General features: G+C 73.1%; 17 protein-coding genes. 6 read left to right on the top strand and 11 right to left on the bottom strand.

The genetic code is table 11. The features are described 5' to 3' along the window. Positions 1-21: 21 nt before the first annotated feature. Entirely contained in the window at positions 22-567 is a 546-nt protein-coding gene (locus OEB99_RS13135; protein WP_263577732.1) for a COG4315 family predicted lipoprotein, read from the bottom strand. A 153-nt stretch (positions 568-720) separates the two neighbouring features. Between OEB99_RS13135 and OEB99_RS13130 the strand changes: the two genes are divergently transcribed. After that, positions 721-1,149 (top strand): hypothetical protein, encoded by a 429-nt coding sequence (locus OEB99_RS13130; RefSeq protein ID WP_263577731.1) that lies wholly within the window; start codon positions 721-723, stop codon positions 1,147-1,149. On the opposite strand, the gene OEB99_RS13125 is transcribed toward OEB99_RS13130, so the two are convergent. Beyond that, positions 1,105-1,908 carry a class I SAM-dependent methyltransferase gene (locus OEB99_RS13125; protein ID WP_263577730.1) on the bottom strand — a complete coding sequence of 268 codons (804 nt, stop codon included), beginning with the start codon at positions 1,906-1,908 and terminating at the stop codon, positions 1,105-1,107. The two genes, OEB99_RS13130 and OEB99_RS13125, sit on opposite strands and share 45 nt — an antisense overlap. An 88-nt stretch (positions 1,909-1,996) precedes the next feature. Here OEB99_RS13125 and OEB99_RS13120 point away from each other — a divergent pair, with 88 nt between their 5' ends. Then, positions 1,997-2,320: a hypothetical protein gene (locus OEB99_RS13120; RefSeq protein ID WP_263577729.1), complete on the top strand. Its 324-nt coding sequence runs from the start codon at positions 1,997-1,999 to the stop codon at positions 2,318-2,320. A gap of 35 nt (positions 2,321-2,355) precedes the next feature. Here OEB99_RS13120 and OEB99_RS13115 read toward each other — a convergent pair whose 3' ends face one another. Further along, positions 2,356-2,919, bottom strand: a complete 564-nt coding sequence (locus OEB99_RS13115) for a DinB family protein (protein WP_263577728.1) — start codon at positions 2,917-2,919, stop codon at positions 2,356-2,358. Between the two features lie 365 nt (positions 2,920-3,284). Here OEB99_RS13115 and OEB99_RS13110 point away from each other — a divergent pair, with 365 nt between their 5' ends. Together OEB99_RS13110 and OEB99_RS13105 are read left to right on the top strand one after the other, a co-directional pair. After that, on the top strand, positions 3,285-3,620 hold the full coding sequence (locus OEB99_RS13110; protein WP_263577727.1) for a hypothetical protein: 336 nt from the start codon (positions 3,285-3,287) through the stop codon (positions 3,618-3,620). 2 nt (positions 3,621-3,622) lie between these two features. After that, positions 3,623-4,669, top strand: coding sequence for a hypothetical protein (locus OEB99_RS13105; protein WP_263577726.1), 1,047 nt, complete (start codon positions 3,623-3,625; stop codon positions 4,667-4,669). 202 nt (positions 4,670-4,871) lie between these two features. Here the strand turns inward: OEB99_RS13105 and OEB99_RS13100 are convergent, their stop codons facing one another. Continuing rightward, entirely contained in the window at positions 4,872-5,384 is a 513-nt protein-coding gene (locus tag OEB99_RS13100; protein WP_263577725.1) for a hypothetical protein, read from the bottom strand. Between the two features lie 222 nt (positions 5,385-5,606). Between OEB99_RS13100 and OEB99_RS13095 the strand changes: the two genes are divergently transcribed. After that, positions 5,607-6,038, top strand: coding sequence for a hypothetical protein (locus OEB99_RS13095; RefSeq protein WP_263577724.1), 432 nt, complete (start codon positions 5,607-5,609; stop codon positions 6,036-6,038). Positions 6,039-6,133: 95 nt separating this feature from the next. Here the strand turns inward: OEB99_RS13095 and OEB99_RS13090 are convergent, their stop codons facing one another. The 5 genes from OEB99_RS13090 to OEB99_RS13070 form a co-directional block, all read right to left on the bottom strand. Next, the gene (locus OEB99_RS13090) at positions 6,134-6,610 is read right to left on the bottom strand and encodes a hypothetical protein (RefSeq protein ID WP_263577723.1); all 477 of its coding nucleotides are present in this window, start codon (positions 6,608-6,610) and stop codon (positions 6,134-6,136) included. Positions 6,611-6,681: 71 nt separating this feature from the next. Continuing rightward, positions 6,682-7,071 carry a hypothetical protein gene (locus tag OEB99_RS13085; RefSeq protein ID WP_263577722.1) on the bottom strand — a complete coding sequence of 130 codons (390 nt, stop codon included), beginning with the start codon at positions 7,069-7,071 and terminating at the stop codon, positions 6,682-6,684. Positions 7,072-7,269: 198 nt separating this feature from the next. After that, positions 7,270-8,001: a hypothetical protein gene (locus OEB99_RS13080; protein ID WP_263577721.1), complete on the bottom strand. Its 732-nt coding sequence runs from the start codon at positions 7,999-8,001 to the stop codon at positions 7,270-7,272. Between the two features lie 16 nt (positions 8,002-8,017). Next, positions 8,018-9,232: a low temperature requirement protein A gene (locus OEB99_RS13075; RefSeq protein ID WP_263577720.1), complete on the bottom strand. Its 1,215-nt coding sequence runs from the start codon at positions 9,230-9,232 to the stop codon at positions 8,018-8,020. Beyond that, positions 9,232-10,155 carry an oxidoreductase gene (locus OEB99_RS13070; RefSeq protein WP_263577719.1) on the bottom strand — a complete coding sequence of 308 codons (924 nt, stop codon included), beginning with the start codon at positions 10,153-10,155 and terminating at the stop codon, positions 9,232-9,234. The genes OEB99_RS13075 and OEB99_RS13070 overlap by 1 nt, the downstream gene beginning before the upstream one ends. Positions 10,156-10,236: 81 nt before the next feature. On the opposite strand from OEB99_RS13070, the gene OEB99_RS13065 reads away from it, so the two are divergent. Then, on the top strand, positions 10,237-11,904 hold the full coding sequence (locus OEB99_RS13065) for an ABC1 kinase family protein (RefSeq protein ID WP_263577718.1): 1,668 nt from the start codon (positions 10,237-10,239) through the stop codon (positions 11,902-11,904). An 82-nt stretch (positions 11,905-11,986) separates the two neighbouring features. On the opposite strand, the gene OEB99_RS13060 is transcribed toward OEB99_RS13065, so the two are convergent. Together OEB99_RS13060 and OEB99_RS13055 are read right to left on the bottom strand one after the other, a co-directional pair. Then, positions 11,987-12,238, bottom strand: coding sequence for a DUF4242 domain-containing protein (locus OEB99_RS13060; RefSeq protein WP_263577717.1), 252 nt, complete (start codon positions 12,236-12,238; stop codon positions 11,987-11,989). A gap of 166 nt (positions 12,239-12,404) precedes the next feature. Continuing rightward, positions 12,405-15,017, bottom strand: a complete 2,613-nt coding sequence (locus tag OEB99_RS13055) for a helix-turn-helix transcriptional regulator (protein WP_263577716.1) — start codon at positions 15,015-15,017, stop codon at positions 12,405-12,407. Positions 15,018-15,029: the final 12 nt, after the last annotated feature.

The raw sequence follows: 15,029 nt of genomic DNA, 5'->3' as shown, positions 1-15,029 counted from the left end.
CACCACCTCCGCGCACGGTCCTCACCCGTGGATCGGCGTGCCGTCGGCCCCGAGCACCCACCAGACGTCGTTGACGCCCTCGCCGTTCACGTCGCCGGGCTGCGAGTCCTGTGCCCAGTAGTACAGCGGCCAGCCGTCGTACGTCACCTGCACGGTGCCGTCGGTGCGGTCGGCGGTGCCGAGCTTGGCGGCGTCGACGCCGTCGCCCGCGGTGGGCGTGCCGTCCGTGAGCAGCGGTGGCCAGGCGGAGGCGCACCCGTCGTAGCACGTGCTCGGGCTGCCTTGGGTGTCGCTGTCGAACGTGTACAGGGTCAGCCCGCTCTGGTCGACCAGCACCGTGCCGAGCGAGGTCGATCCCAGGTCGACGGCCGTGCCGGCCGCAGCCGAGGTCGCGCCGGTCGACTCCCCGGACGATGTGGACGCCGCGGCCGACGAGCTCTCGCCAGTCGAGCTCCCACCGGTCGAGCCGGTCTGGGCCGTGCAGGCGCTCAGGGCGAGCAGCGCCGCGACGGGGACCGCCCACCGCCGGGCCGTCCGCCACGATCTCGTTCCGTCAGTCACCGCCATGATGCCTCCCTGGTCCGTCCTCACCGGTTGATACGGGCCGGAGGTCCGATCGGTTCACTCCCGGTCGACACGGTGGATGAACCGCGGATCGCCCTCCGCCGTAGTCCTGGGTGGGGCCGACGAGGGTCGTCGGAGCCCGCCAGGGAGGTCGGGATGTCATCGATCACCGTGATCCGGTCCCTCACGTCGGCCTCGGTGATGCTCTCCGGGGTGGTCCACCTCGTGCTCTGGGCACAGGGCATGTCCGGGCTGTCCGTCGTCGGGCCGGCGTTCCTGGTGAACGCGGTCGCGGGTCTGGCGCTCGGCGTCCTGGTCCAGCTGTGGGACCACTGGCTCCCGCTGCTCGCGTCGGCGGGGTTCGGCGCCGCGACGCTCGGGGCGTTCGTGCTGTCCACAACGGTGGGGTTCTTCGGGGTGCACGAGCAGTGGCGTGGACCCGCGGTATGGCTCGCGGCCGTGTCCGAGGCGCTGGCGATCGCGCTCGGTGCGGTCGGGGCGTGGCGGGTGCGGCTCGAGGGTCGTGGTGCGGCCGGCGGCTCAGTCGCCGCGGAAGCCGCGCACCGCCCAGGCTCGCGCGCGTAGCGGGACGGACCCGTCCGAGCTGGTCGGGAGCCGGTGGCGCAGCCGGTCGCGGAGTGCGGTGCGGGCGGAGTCGTCGAGCGACGCCACGTAGGAGGGCGCCGGGCCCTGTCCGCCGAGGAACGGGGCCCAGAGGTCGTCGACGTCGGCGAACACGGTGTCGACCTCGATCGGGACGACTTCGACGGACTCGAGCCCGGTGTCCCGGAAGGCCGCGCCGAGTGGCTCGGGCCGGCACAGCGGGAAGCGGGTGCCCTCGTCGAGCGGCGCCGCGGCGGGGTCGAGCCCGACGGCCGCGTCCCAGAACAGCCGCAGCAGCTGCATGCCGTCCGCGTAGTCCCAGACGTAGGCCGCGACCGTGCCGCCTGGAGCAGTGACCCGCGACAGCTCGGCGAGCGCGGCCCGCGGATCGGGCACGAAGTTCAGGACCAGGCCGGACACCGCGGCGTCGACCGACGCGGTGTCGAGCGGGAGGTCGTCGGCCGTGCCGCGCCGAGCGGCGACCCGGGGGCCGAGGTGCTCGGAGACGGTCGCGAGGAAGCCCTCGGACGGATCGACGGCGGTCACGGCGGACGGCGCGGAGCGGTCCACGACCGCCGCGCTCAGCGCGCCGGTGCCGCAGCCGACGTCGAGCCAGCGTCGCCCTGGCGGGATGTCGAGCCAGTCGAGGAACAGCGGCGCGACGCGACGGCTCCAGCGCCCGATGTACCGCTCGTACGGGTCGCCGCGCTCCCACCTGTCGGTCACCGGGCGCTCGGTCACACCACCAGGGTGGACGCGCACGCCGGTTCGGCAACTCGAGGGGCTTCGCTCCGCGGCGCCAGACCAGGCGGCGGCGCTAGCCTGGCCGGTGCTGATCTCTCCGCGTCGAAGGGCTGAGATGTTCCTGCTCGTGACCGTCGGTGGCGTCGCGCTCGGCGTCGCCTACGCCGGGTTCATCGGTGGCCGTTTCGGTCCGCAGGACTGGCGCCGGTGGGCGGCGCTCATGCCCGTCTGGGTGCTGGCCATCGGCATCGCCGTGGCGCTGCACGCCGTGAACATGACGGACCTCCTCCCGCAGGCGGTGCAGGCGTTCGCGATCGGGTCCTTCTTCCAGGCCCTGATCGACTCCTGGCGCACCCTCCGGCATCGGCGCGCGGGTGCCGTGGTCCGCGATCACGCGACGGCGGATTGATCGGAGCAGCGCGAAGCGGGCCTCGCGCAGGTGGGCTACTGCCCGACGCGCCCGTCGATCCGCTCCCGCAGCAGGTCCGCGTGCCCGGCGTGGCGGGCGTACTCCTCGATGAGGTGCACGACGACCTCGCGCAGCCGCACCCCGGTCACGCCCTCGTGGTCAAGGTCGTGGTCCGCGACGAAACCCTCGGCGAAAGCGACCTCCTCGCGCCACGCCTGCCACGCCTGGTCCACGAGGGCCGGATCGGGCTTCGCGTTGTCGAAGTCGCCGTCAGGGTCGTCCTTCGAGTAGAAGTGCGGCGGCGCGTCCAGGCCCGCCATCGTGCGCCTGAACCAGCCGCGCTCGACCTCCGACAGGTGCCTGACCAGGCCGAGCAGCGAGAGCGTGGACGGCGGTACCGAGCGTCGGGCGAGGTCCTCGGCGCTCAGGTCCGCGCACTTCAGCTCCAGCGTCAGCCGGTACCGCCGCAGGTACTCCACGAGGACGTCCCGCTCGGTGACCAGCGGGCGCTGGCTCTCCCGCGGGTCCTCGGCCGGGTCGACCCACGTGTCCGGGTACTGCTGCGCTCGGGTCCAGCGCTCAGGGGTCTGGGGTGTCATCGAAGGAGTGTCTCCCCGCCGCGGCGGACGGGGCGAGCGCAATCACCGCCGGCGCTCGACCTTGATCGGTTCCACGCACCAAGGTGCGGTGAGCCAGGCCACTAACGCAGCGCCAACGGCGCCGCCGATGAACCCGAGCCAACCCTTGGCCGAGTACGACGCGCTGAAGAGCGGGGGCGTCGCGAGCGCCCCTGCGGCGGGCAGAGGCACGAGCCTGGCCCGCACCAGGAGGGCGTCGACGCGCTGCCGGAGCTGGTCGACGTCGATCGTCAGGGGAGTCCGTTCGACCGTGGCGTTGATCGACCGTAGCTGCCGACTGTTCGCCGTCGGGCCGGCCGAACACGACCCGTCCTCGCCGGCGGTACATGCGCGAGTTCCGCGGCATCGACCCCGACGTCGTGCCTGGCAGCGTCTGGTTCTCGGGGACGGACTCGATCGGGGCGTTCCGGCGATTCCCCGACGGCGAGTACATCCGAGACGGCGCACGGATTCTGCTCGAGGCGAAGATGGGACGCGGTGCCCAGGCCCGGAGTCAGCTCGCGCGCGACAAGGCACTTATCGCGGAGGGCGTCTTCGACGGTGCGGAGTGGCACTACTTCGCGAGCGACCTGACTGGCAGGATCGGCCCATCGCAGTACATCCTCGACTCGCTGCTCGAGCGCGACGAGATTGAGGTCGTGACTCACCTGCCCCGGGGGTAGCGGTGTTGTTCTCTCAGGTCTCGCTCGAGCGCGCGCAGGAGTTCTGCGACCACGTTCGAGCACGTGAGCCGTACTTCCTGCGGGAGGTGGCGACGTGGATGGCGGCGACCGGTGGCCCCATCGACTCGATGGACGCCTCTGCGGAGTCGCTGGTGGAGTTGTGGCAGTGGTTCGTGAGGTTCGTCGACATGGGGATGCCGGGCGTGTCGAGCGATGTCCGGCCCGCCGACCTGCCGGAAGTCAAGCCCAGTGAGAACATCCGCAGGACGGTGGCGGGTGAGCGGCTGGGGCACTACGTCCGTCTCGTCGTCGGCCACTACGACCCACCAGCAGGTTGGGCGGTCAAGGTGTCCCGCCCTGGGCAACCTCGCGACGCGTTCGAGCACATCACCGGGATCCAACGCTCGGACGGAGAGGTGCCCGACTTCGAGTACGTCAGGATCGCGGCGAGGAGAGCCTCGTCAGAGTCCATGAACTCTCGTGACCCCGACCGACTCCTGCGGCTTGTGCAGATGCGCTTCCCGAAGGTCGCCGAGGGTGAACCGCGGGGGAAGTCGGTGCTCGCCCACTACCTGGCGGCCGATCTGGGCCCGATGCCGCCGGAGGCCGCGGTCACCCCGGTCCTGCGCTGGACCGAAGAGCCCGAACCTGTGCCCGCCCCCAGCAACCCGGTGCTGGTCAAGCAGCCACAGCTGGTGCTGATCCGCGGCCCAGCGGCCGGGTTGGAGGACCCGCGTCTGCTCGAACCCCTGGACGAGCAGGTGGTCGCGGCCGCGTTGGGCGAGCTCGGGTACCGGGTCGACGGGCGGGTGCCCACGGCGCGGGACCTGCGGGTGGACGAGGCGTCGTTCATCGCTCAGGACGAGCACTGGTACAGCGAAGTGAGCGTTGCGGTCCACCGTCGGCGCCTGCGCCTGGTCGACGTGGACCAGACCGCCGCCACGGCCGAACACTGGGACCGGCTGGTCGCCCGCCTGCGAGCCCTTGCCGGCCAGCTGGGCGCCGCCCTGGGCGAACCCGACGACTTCGACGTGGACATCGACGCGTAGGTCCCTTGAGCTCAGAGTCCCGGAGGGTACGCGCACCATCGGCAGCATGAGTGGGCGTCCTCGGGCGCTGCCGCGTGGGGGTCTCCGGGCGAGTTCCGCGCGAGTCGGCGCGCGACCAGGGCTCGCCAGGTTTGCACCAGCCACCAGGCCCGGGCGGACGTTCATCACCCGCGTGGTCGGCGCATGAGCGGACGATCTGGCGCTACTTGGCGGAGGTGCGTGAGGCGAGGGTGCCGTCAGGAGCGAAGCACTCGCGGTAGCCGGTGAACGTCGTGGCGCAGAACCGGCCACCGTCCACCGGCCCGAACGAGGTCCACCGGTCGTTCGGATCCTGCGGGCGCACAAGGGCCCCGCCCGGAAGCTGGACTGCCTGGGTGTAGCCCTGCTCGTCCTCGAGGAGGACCGCGCAGTCGGCAGGGTCCGGCCACTCCGCCTTGGGGTCGTCGTAGTACACGCACTCGAGGTTGCCCAGGTACCCGCCGGCGTCGACGAAACACAGGACGCTGCGCTCGACCCCGTCGCGGCGCGACATCTCGGCGAGCTCGACCGGGAGCTGGGACCTACCGTGCGCAGGCGGCGCTGCATCGCGGTCGACGATCGGTGTGATCGAGGGACATCCACAGGTGCAGTTGAGCTCCACCCCGTGGATCTCCTCCACCTGTGTGCGCAGCGCCTCCACGCCGGGGAAGTCCACGGAGAGGAGCCTGGTGAGCACGCGCCGCTCGATGTCGGAGAGGTCTCGTACACCGAGGAGTCTGACAGGCTCGACAGGGGCCAGCGCATGCGCCGCCCATGCCATCTGCGGCATGGGCGGACTGTTCGACGCCGCGTGCCCGGTGGTTCAGCCGTCGAGTGGCGTCTCTGCGGCACGATGGGCGGGTGGAGGGCAGGTTCCCGCGTCGGGTCGCGTCCTGCCGCGGCCGGACGGGGGTGTGAGGTGGCCAGCTTCGGTCTGGTCGCGGCACTTCTCGGTGGCGTGGTCGTGGTCGGGCTGGGTGTGTCGTGGGGCCACGGATTCTCCGGCGCACACTTCCGCCCCGCGGAAGCGCTCCTGGCGATCGGTGTGGGCCTTGTTCTAGGAAGCTCACTGGTCAGCGCTTCACTCCTCGCGCTCGTCGCCCCGCCTGCAGGCGAGCCAGGAGGGTGGCTCCACACGGCAACGGTCTCGACCGGCGTCGCTGCCGTCGGGCTCGGGCTGGCCTGGGCGGTGAGCTTCCGGCACTACATCAACTGGTCGATCCGCCGCCGTCCCGAGGTCTTCAACGGCCGGGGGTGGCATGACTTCCCGCCGTACATCTGGGCGGCGGCGCGCTGGTTGCCGCCGGCGCTTCTGATCTTCGGCGGCTCAACCCTGCTGACCCGGGTGTGAGGAGCCGGTCGCGGAGCGGCCATCGTCAAGGACCCGGAACCGATGCCATCCGCGGCCCGACCGGACGACGCCACGCCGCTGTTGCGCGGGCTCGGTCATGCCGTCAGGAGCACGACTCCGGTCACCAGCAGCGTGCCCGCTGCGGCCGCGTATGCCGCTGGGCTCACGTGTCGCCACTGCGCAGGACGGGCCTCTCCAGCCGACCCCGGGCGCCTCCGAGGTTGCCTCCACTTGATCGCCGCCGCGTAGACCCCGGCGAAGACGACGAGCATGCCGCCGACCACGAGAGCCGCGAGCGGTAGCTGGTCGGGCAGTGGACGGCCCTGGGACACGAGACCGACAGCGCTGCCTGCGATGAAGAGACAGAACCCGCTCAGCCCGGTGGCGATCAGACCCCACCTGCCCCCGCGCTTCCAGTACTCATCCGAACCGGTGTGATAGGCGAACAGCCCCTTGAACAGCAGGATCGTCGCGGGGATGAGCGAGGCAGATGTGACCACGACGCCCACGCCGACCCGGCTCACCGGGGACTCACTCGGGTCGACCTGGGCGAACAGCCACCGGCCGAGCATGCCAGACGAGACGTGTCTGCTCGAACGAGCGGTTGCCTGGCCGCCGCGACTCGCCGCGAGGCCCCGTCGAACTAGGCGGGCGACAGCACGGCGAAGAGCACGCCGGCGGCGACGAGGAGCGCGGAAGCCAACCATGTCAGGACAGTCGGCAGGCGGCCCCGATCCGGTTCGCCCGACTCGCCGCGGTGACGCGCCGGGGCCCTACGTCGATCAGCGATCAGCCTTGGCAAGGACCAGGCCAGCGCCAAGCCGAGCCCGACGAACGCTGCCGCGGATGCGGTGTGAAGCCAGCTGGGGATCTCGTTGACCGCATTCGCCCCACCGACGACGAGGTCCACGCTGGTCGCGATCCCCCCGAACCCGACGACCACGACCGCGAGGCCGAGAAGGAGCACCCACCAACCGCCGGGCAGGTAGTCCACCCCGGAGCGGGAGATCCATGATCCGACCATGAACACCACGAGTGACGCGAGCAACCCGACGACCAAGCCGACAACCGACAACGGGCCCCTCGCGATCTGGTCCTCGGCTCTCTGCCGACCTGCCCGACCATGGCACTCGGCACCGGCCGCCCCGCGCCCCGGCCGCCCCGTCCACCGTCTGCCGGTCGGGGCGCCCCCGGCGCCCCGACCAGGCCCCGCGCCGTCGCGCGCTGCCGCTCAGTCTGCCCAGCCGAGGCGTGCCGCGACCACGTCGGCGGCGCGGGTCGGGAAGTGCTCCCAGCCGGGTTCGAGCGCCTCGCGGGCGAGGTCGAGCTCGCCGCGGGCGCAGGTCTCGGCGGGAGAGTCGAGCAGGTCGGCGAGCCGGGCGCCGATCTCGGGCAGGGCCTGCTCGATCCGGCGCAGGGGGTCGAACGGGCTGCGCGGGGAGTCGGGCGCGAGGCGTTGGCGCAGGGCCTCGCACAGCGCGGTCGTCGCGTAGGTGCGGATGTGCGCGTTGCCGGCGACCCGTTCGCCGCGGCGCACGCGGCCGACGCCGATCGCGAGCTTCACCAGGAAGAGGCGGATCTGGTTGCCCGGGTCGGGCAGCGGGTCGGGGTCGGCGTAGCCGAGGTCGCCGCCGTCGATGAGGACCTCGCGGTCGGGGTCGCGGACCAGCCAGGGGCGGCCGGCGCCGAACTCGGCGACGGTCCCGTCGTCCCAGATCGCGACGCCGCCGTTGTCGTCCTCGCGGGCCGTCAGCACGAGGTGCTCGCGGTCCGGGAGGAACGCCCAGCCCGCGCGGTCGGCCAGCACGTCCTCGGTGAGAAAGACCGTGAAGTCGAGGTCCGACCACCCGTCGCGGCGGCCCGCGGCCGCCGTGGTGGTCGAGCCGTAGACGACCAGGCTCGTGACACCCGGGGTGGTGCGGCAGCTCTGCGTCAGCGCGTCGATGCGCTCGGAGAAGTCCACCGCGTCATTGTGCGGCCTAGTCGCCCGCGGCGCGGGGAGCGCGGGCCTTCAGCCAGAACACTGCGGTCCAGACCGCGACGTGAACCACCGTGAGCAGGAGCGCGAGCAGCCACGCCACCGGTCGCACCGCCCCGACGGCGACGCTCGCGGCCGAGCCGAGCAGCAGCACCACGGTCACGCTCGGCACGAGCGCGGTCGCGGGCCCGAGGTCCACCGACCTGACGAGCACCGCCAGCAGCGCGAGGAGCAGGGCCGAGGCCCCGGCGAGGAGCCACGCGGGCACGAGTGGCGCGCGGTCCTCGGCGGCGTGCTCGATCAGGCCGACCATCCCGGCGCCGGCCGCGGCGATCGCGGCGGTGAGCGGCAGGTGCGCGACCATCCACGCGGCGAGCGCGCCCGGCGAGCCCGCGTGCGGCGTGCGGCGGCCGACGCCGTCGAAGTAGTTCCACCAGAAGCCGAACCCCACCGTCAGCGCGAGCAGTCCGGTCACCACCGCGATGCTCGCGCGGTCCGCCTCGAGGATCCCGTCGACCACGCCGATGACGACCTCGCCGAGCACGATGATCGTGAACAGGCCGAACCGCTCCGCCATCGACTCGGTCGCCGAGAAGCCGAGTGGCCGGTTCCGGGTGGTCGCGGCCGCGACGGCGTTGGCGGTCACCCAGCCCACCACCAGCGCCGCCCACACCCACAGCCGCGGCGCCGCAGCGAGCGGGATGCTCGCCAGCACCACCACGATCGCGATCACCAGGAACGCGATGTACCGCGCGGCCGAGGACCGGTAGACCTCCACGGTGTCGTACCGGCGCACCGTCCACCACTGCCAGGACAGCACGGCCAGCAGCACGGCGAAGGTGATCGCGAACGGTGCGCCGTCGTCCTCGGTCGCGTGGCCGGCGAACGTCGCGAGCAGCACCAGCAGGAGCATCTGGCCGAAGATGTACGCCCGGTGCCGTCCGTCCTCGCGGCCGTGCAGCTCGTGGTAGAGCGAGCCGTTCAGCCACGCGATCCACACCAGCCCGAACACCACGGCGAACCCGGCCAGGCCGGACCACGACGCGTCCTCGGCCAGAGTGTGCGCGAGCTGGCCGACGAGCACGACGAACACCAGGTCGTAGAAGAGCTCGAGGAACCCGACCGTGCGCTCGGTGTCGAGCTCACCGTGCCGCCGCGGCGGCGCGGTGAACCAGTGCCGCAGCGCCGGGCCGAACCCGGTCCCCGGCTCGCCCATCAGACCTCGATCGTCATCGGCACCCCGGTCTCACGCTCGGAGACCTCCCACAGGGTGCGGATGCCCTCGTCCCGGCCGGGGCGCAGCACCAGCAGCTTCACCGCCGGGCCGGTGTTGACGAACCGCGGCCCGTACAGCTCACCGCCCCTGGCCTCCGGGTCGGTCGCCGCGCGGATCTGCGGCATCGCGCCGTGCTCGACGTCCATCCCGGTGTGCGCGGCCATCCACGCCCAGAACGGGCCCTGCCAGCCCGCGCCGCCCTCGGCCGCGGTGCGCACCTGCAGGTCGCTGTGGCTCAGGCCCGGGTGCGCGACCAGGCTCTGCGCACTCACCCCGGCGGCCTTGAACCGGCGTTGCAGGCCCAGACCGAAGTAGTAGTTCGCGAGCTTGGAGTTCCCGTACGCGAGCCACGGGTCGTACCGGCCGTCCAGGTGCGGGTTGTCCGGGTCGAGCGTCCGGCCCATGTGGTGCGCGGTCGACGTCACCGACACCACGCGGGCCGCGGGCGCGGCGAGGATCGCGGGCATCAGCGACGCGGTGAGCGTCCAGTGCCCGAGGTGGTTCACGCCCAGCTGCAGCTCGTAGCCGTCGACCGTGCGGCGCTCGGGCGTGGCCATCACGCCGGCGTTGTTGACCAGGATGTCCACGGTCGCGTGGGCCGCGGCGATCTGCCGGGCCGCGTTCTTGACCGACTCCTGCGAGGCGAGATCCAGGGACACCAGCTCGAGGCTCGCCTCCGGCGTCTCGTCGCGGATCGTCTGCACTGCCTCGTCGGCCTTGGCCCGGTCCCGCACGGCCATCACGACGTGCGCGCCCTTCGCGGCGAGCGCGGCCGCGGTCGCCAGGCCCAGGCCGCCGTTCGCGCCGGTCACGACCGCGGTGAGCCCGGTCAGGTCCGGGATCGAGTCCCGTGTGTACGTCATGCGTTCTCGCCTCTCGCTCGTCCGCCGTCGCACCGCTGCGCGTGGCATGCTGCCGGTGACCCCTCACCGGCTGGAGGCCCGATGACCTCGTCCCGCCTGCGCGGCCGGTACCTGCACATTCTCACGTTCTTCGCGGGGATGATCACCCGGTTCATCTGGTTCGACCTCGTGCTGCGCCGGATCGGGTTCGCGGGTCGGGTGCGCCGCGGCGCCACCGAGCGGTACCGGCGTGAGGCCGTGCGGTTCCGGGCGCTCGCCATCCGGATGGGTGGCGTGATGATCAAGATCGGCCAGTTCCTGTCCTCCCGGCTCGACGTGCTGCCGCGCGAGGTCACCGCCGAGCTGGCGAACCTCCAGGACGAGGTGCCGGCTGAGGACTTCGCGGACATCCGGGCGCTCGCCGAGGCCGAGCTCGGCGCTCCGCTGAGCGAGCTGTTCGCGAGCGTCGAGACCGTTCCGCTCGCGGCCGCGTCGCTCGGCCAGGTGCACCGCGCGACGCTCACGCCCGAGCACGAGGCCGGCTTCCGGGACGTCGTGATCAAGGTGCAGCGCACCGGCATCAAGGCCATCGTCGACACCGACCTCGCGGCGCTCGCCCGGGTGGGCCGCTGGCTGATGCGCTACCGGCCGATCCGGGCGCACGCCGACGTCCCGGCGCTGCTGCGGGAGTTCGCCGCGACCCTCTACGAGGAGATCGACTACCGCCTCGAGGCCGACCACGCAGACCAGTTCCGCGCGAACCTCGCCGACGACCCCGGGGTCCAGGTGCCGCGGGTGGTCCGGGAGCTGAGCGCGCAGCGCGTCCTGACCCTGGAGGACGTCTCGGCGATCAAGATCACCGACTATGCGGCGATCACCGCGGCCGGGATCGACCGGGCGGACGTCGCCTCGCGGCTGCTCGACGTGTACCTGCGCCAGGTGTTCGAGGACGGCTTCGTGCACGCCGACCCGCACCCGGGGAACATCTTCGTCACGCCCGGGCCGGACGGCGGAGCCGACGGGTGGCGGCTGACGTTCGTCGACTTCGGCATGGTGGCGCGGATCCCGGACGGCGTGCGGGTCACCCTGCGCGAGCTGGTCGTGGCGGTCGGGACCAGGGACGCGTCCCGCGTGGTGAAGGCCTACCAGCAGCTGGGCATGCTGCTCCCGGGGGCCGACGTGGACGCGATCGAGCGCGCCGAGGCCGCGGTGTTCGACCGCTACTGGGGCATGTCGATGAGCGAGCTGCGCAACATCGACCCCGACGAGGTGCGCCAGTTCGCGCACCAGTACCGCGACCTGCTGCTCGACCTGCCGTTCCAGGTGCCGCAAGACCTGATCTACGTCGTGCGCACCGTGGCGATCCTGTCCGGCATGTGCACCGGGCTCGAGCCGGACTTCAACGTCTGGGAAGAGCTCGCGCCGTACGCCCGGCGGCTGGTCGCCGACGAGGCGACGTCGGGGATCGGGGCGTGGGTGGACGAGATCCTCGACGCCCTGATGGCCTCCGTCGCGCTGCCGGGCCAGCTCGGCCGGGTCCTGGCGCAGGCGGAGACCAAGGGTCTCGCGGTGCGTGACGAGCAGGGCACGCGTGCGCTGCGCTCGGTCGGGCGGGCCGTCGACCGGCTCTCCGGTGCGGTGCTCACCACCGGGCTGCTGGTGGCTGCGTCCGTGCTCGTCGGGTCGGGCTACCTCGGGGCCGGGGTCGGGTTGTTCGTCGCGGCCGGGCTCGGACTCGTCTGGGTGCTGGCAGCGGGCACGCGCAGGTAGCTGACCGCGAGCTCGCGCCGCGGTCCGCGCCGCGGCCCGGCCGGCGCCTCGGGCGCGCGACCGGGCTGCAGCACGACCACGGTCAGGCGCCTTCCTGGACCGCGAAGATCTTGTCGGCGACCAGGCCGTGGGCCTCGCGGTGCACGGTGTTGGCGGCCTCGGCGTCCGGCGCCTCGACCAGGCAGAAGATCTGACCGGCCTCCTCGTCGACCCAGTAGCGCAGGTAGCTGACCCCGTGGTCGCCCTGCGTGGCGAGGTCGGCCTGGTGCGCGGTGGCGACGTCGTCCATCGTGACCGAGCCGTCGAGGGTGTGGACGTCCATGAACAGCGGCATGGTGATGCTCCTTGATCGGGTGGCGCTCCCTCGAGCGCCGGGGGATGCCGGCTCGTGCCGACGCCCTCAGGTCTACCGACGCGCCGACGACCCGGGCATGGGTGCCCGGTACCCATCCCGGCGGCACCGGGTACCCATCTCTTGCCTGACCGTGTGGGGGTGTCGGTCAGCGCGGTGCGTCCGTGGCGGGCGCGCGGACCTCGTGCCGGGACGTCACGCCCAGCTTGGTGAGGATCGAGGCGACGTGGTGCTCGACCGTGCGCGGTGAGATCACCAGCGCGTCGGCGATCGCGGCGTTCGTCAGGCCGTCGGCCAGGAGCGCCGCCACCTCGGCCTCGCGCGCGGTCAGGCCCGCCGGGTGCTCGCGGGTGGACCGCTGGGCGCCGCGCGGCAGCACCCAGCCGCGGGCCCGGGCCAGCGAGCGCGCGCGTGCCGCACCTGCCGGCAGGCCCAGGTCGTCGAAGAGCTCCGCCGCGCGTGCCAGGTCGTCACGGTCGCCGGACCGCGCGAGGGCGAGCGCCTGCTCGTGCGGGCGGCCCAGCGCGGACCACTCCTCGGCCGACTCGCGCCAGCGACCTTCGACCGCCTCGGCATGGGGGGCGGGCAGCGGGGGACCGGGATCGCCCGGCCGTCCCTGGAGCGCTGCGTCGAGCCACACGGCGATCGCGCCCCGCTGCCACGGGTTGTCCGCGGCGTCGACCATGTCCCAGGCCTGCGCGACGGCTGCCCGCGCGGCCTCCGGGTCGCCGGTGAGCCAGGCGATCTCGGCTGCGGCGACGGCCGCGGGACCGATCCGTTGCAGCTCGCCGGTGCGCGCGGCGAGCTCGGCCGCCTCGGTGAGCGGCGTCTGCCAGTCGGCGCGGCCGAGACCTGCGCGCGCTCGCGCGGCGACGGTGAGCGGCTGGATGCGGTTGATCGCCGAGACCCCGGTGTGCCGCAGCACGTCGTCGGCCTCCCGCAGCGCCGCCCTCGGGTCGCCCTCGTCGAGCAGCAGCTGGGAGAGCAAGCCCTGCAGGTACAGGGCCCACGAGTCGAGGTCGCGCTCGCGGCAGAACTCGAGCCCCTCGTCGAGGAGGTCGTGCGCCTCGGCGCCACGGTGCTGGGTCACCGCGGCCCAGGCGAGGTTGCAGTAGGCGCGGGCCGCGTGCTCGTCGAGGCCGCCCGCGAGGGCCCGGGAGAGGCTGTCCCGAAGCAGGGCGCGCCCGCGCTCGGCGTCGCCGTTGGTGATCTCCGCCGAACCCATGTTGTTGTGCACGTGGATCCGCACCTCGTCGGCGCCCGGCGTGGCCGGCAGTCGGTCGAGCACGGCGAGCGTCGAGGCTCCCCAACGTCTGGTGCCCGCGAGGTCACCGGCGAGCATCGCGATCTGGGCGAGGTTGCTGTGCGCCATGGCGAGCGGGACCGAGTCGGTGCCCGCGAGCGTCTCGACCGCGAGCCGGGCGTGCTCTCGGCACGGTTCCTGCAGACCGGCGAACCAGGACAGGCGGGAGAGCCAGCGGTGGCTGTCGCCGACCCGCTCCCGGTCACCGGCCTCGTCCCAGATCTCCAGCGCGGCCCGGCGTGCCTCGAGGGACGCCGTGATCTCGTCGGTGAGGTAGCACTCGTAGGACAGCGCGGCGAGCAGCGCTGCGCGGTCCTGCGGTGGCAGGTCGGCCGCGTGGCGCAGTGCACGCCGATACTGCTCGGCTGCCTCCCGGTGCGCGCCGAGCGCCGCCGCCTCGGCCGCTGCCCTCGGTGCGTGGCGGAGCACCGAGTCGGTTCGACCTGCGGCCTCGGCGTGGTGGGCCATCCGCGCCTCGTCCACCGCGGCGCCGCTCTCCCGGGACCTCGTCTCGAGGACGTCCAGGATGCGTTCGTGCAGGGCCACCCGGCGGAAGGCCGGCACCTGCTCGGCCACGGCGAGCCGGGCCAGGTCGTGCCGGAACGCGACATCGTCGCCGACGAGCTGCAGGACCTGCCGCTCGAGCGGCTCGTCCAGCACGGCGAGGCCGGCGGGCAGCAGCGCGGCGAGCAGCTCCGGCTCGGCCCGCGGGCCGACCAGGGCGACCACGTCGAGGGCTGCCCGGGCCGGCTCGGTCAGCCGCGCGGTGCGGGCCAGCACGGCGTCCCGGACCGACGTCGGCAGCCCCTCGCCCGCGGCCAGCGCCTCGGTGACGAAGAACGCGTTGCCACCGGTCAGCCGGTGCAGCTCGACGGCGTCCACGTCGCGTGCGCCGCTCTCGGCGACGAGCTGTGCCACAGCGGCCGGGGTCAAAGGAGCGAGGTCGATCCGGCGCAGGCCTGCGGCGGTCGCCAGGTCGCCGAGCACGGCCTGCAAGGGATGCCCGCGCCCGACCTCCTCGCTGCGGTACGTGACCACCACGACCGCGCGGAGCAGGTGCGCGCGCCGGGCGAGGTGGCGGAGCAGGTCGAGAGTGGCCTCGTCGGCCCAGTGCGCGTCCTCGACCACCAGCAGGAAGGGCGGTCCGTCGGCGGCGAGTGCGGTGCGCAGTCGCGCGAAGACCTCCTGGCGAGGGGCGCCCTCGGGCCACACGTCGGCCGGCAGGGACGGCAGCATCTCGGCGAGCGGCGCCAGCGGGGCCGGTGTGGAGGAGCCGTCGCAGTAGCCGACCGCGGTTCGTGCGGACCCGTCCGCGGCCCGGAGCGCGGCCTCGACGAACGTCGACTTGCCCGCGCCGGCCTCGCCGGCCACGACGACGAGGCGTCCGTGGCCCGCCGCGGCGTCGTCGAGGTGGGCCCGGAGCGCCGCGAGGGGTGCCTCACGCTCCAGGAGGGGCATCTCCGGATGCTA

It is taken from the genome of Actinotalea endophytica, assembly GCF_025717005.1.
Lineage (GTDB): Bacteria > Actinomycetota > Actinomycetes > Actinomycetales > Cellulomonadaceae > Actinotalea.
The sequence above is the reverse complement of the archived record's forward strand: the minus strand, read 5'-3'. Positions and strand labels throughout refer to the sequence as shown.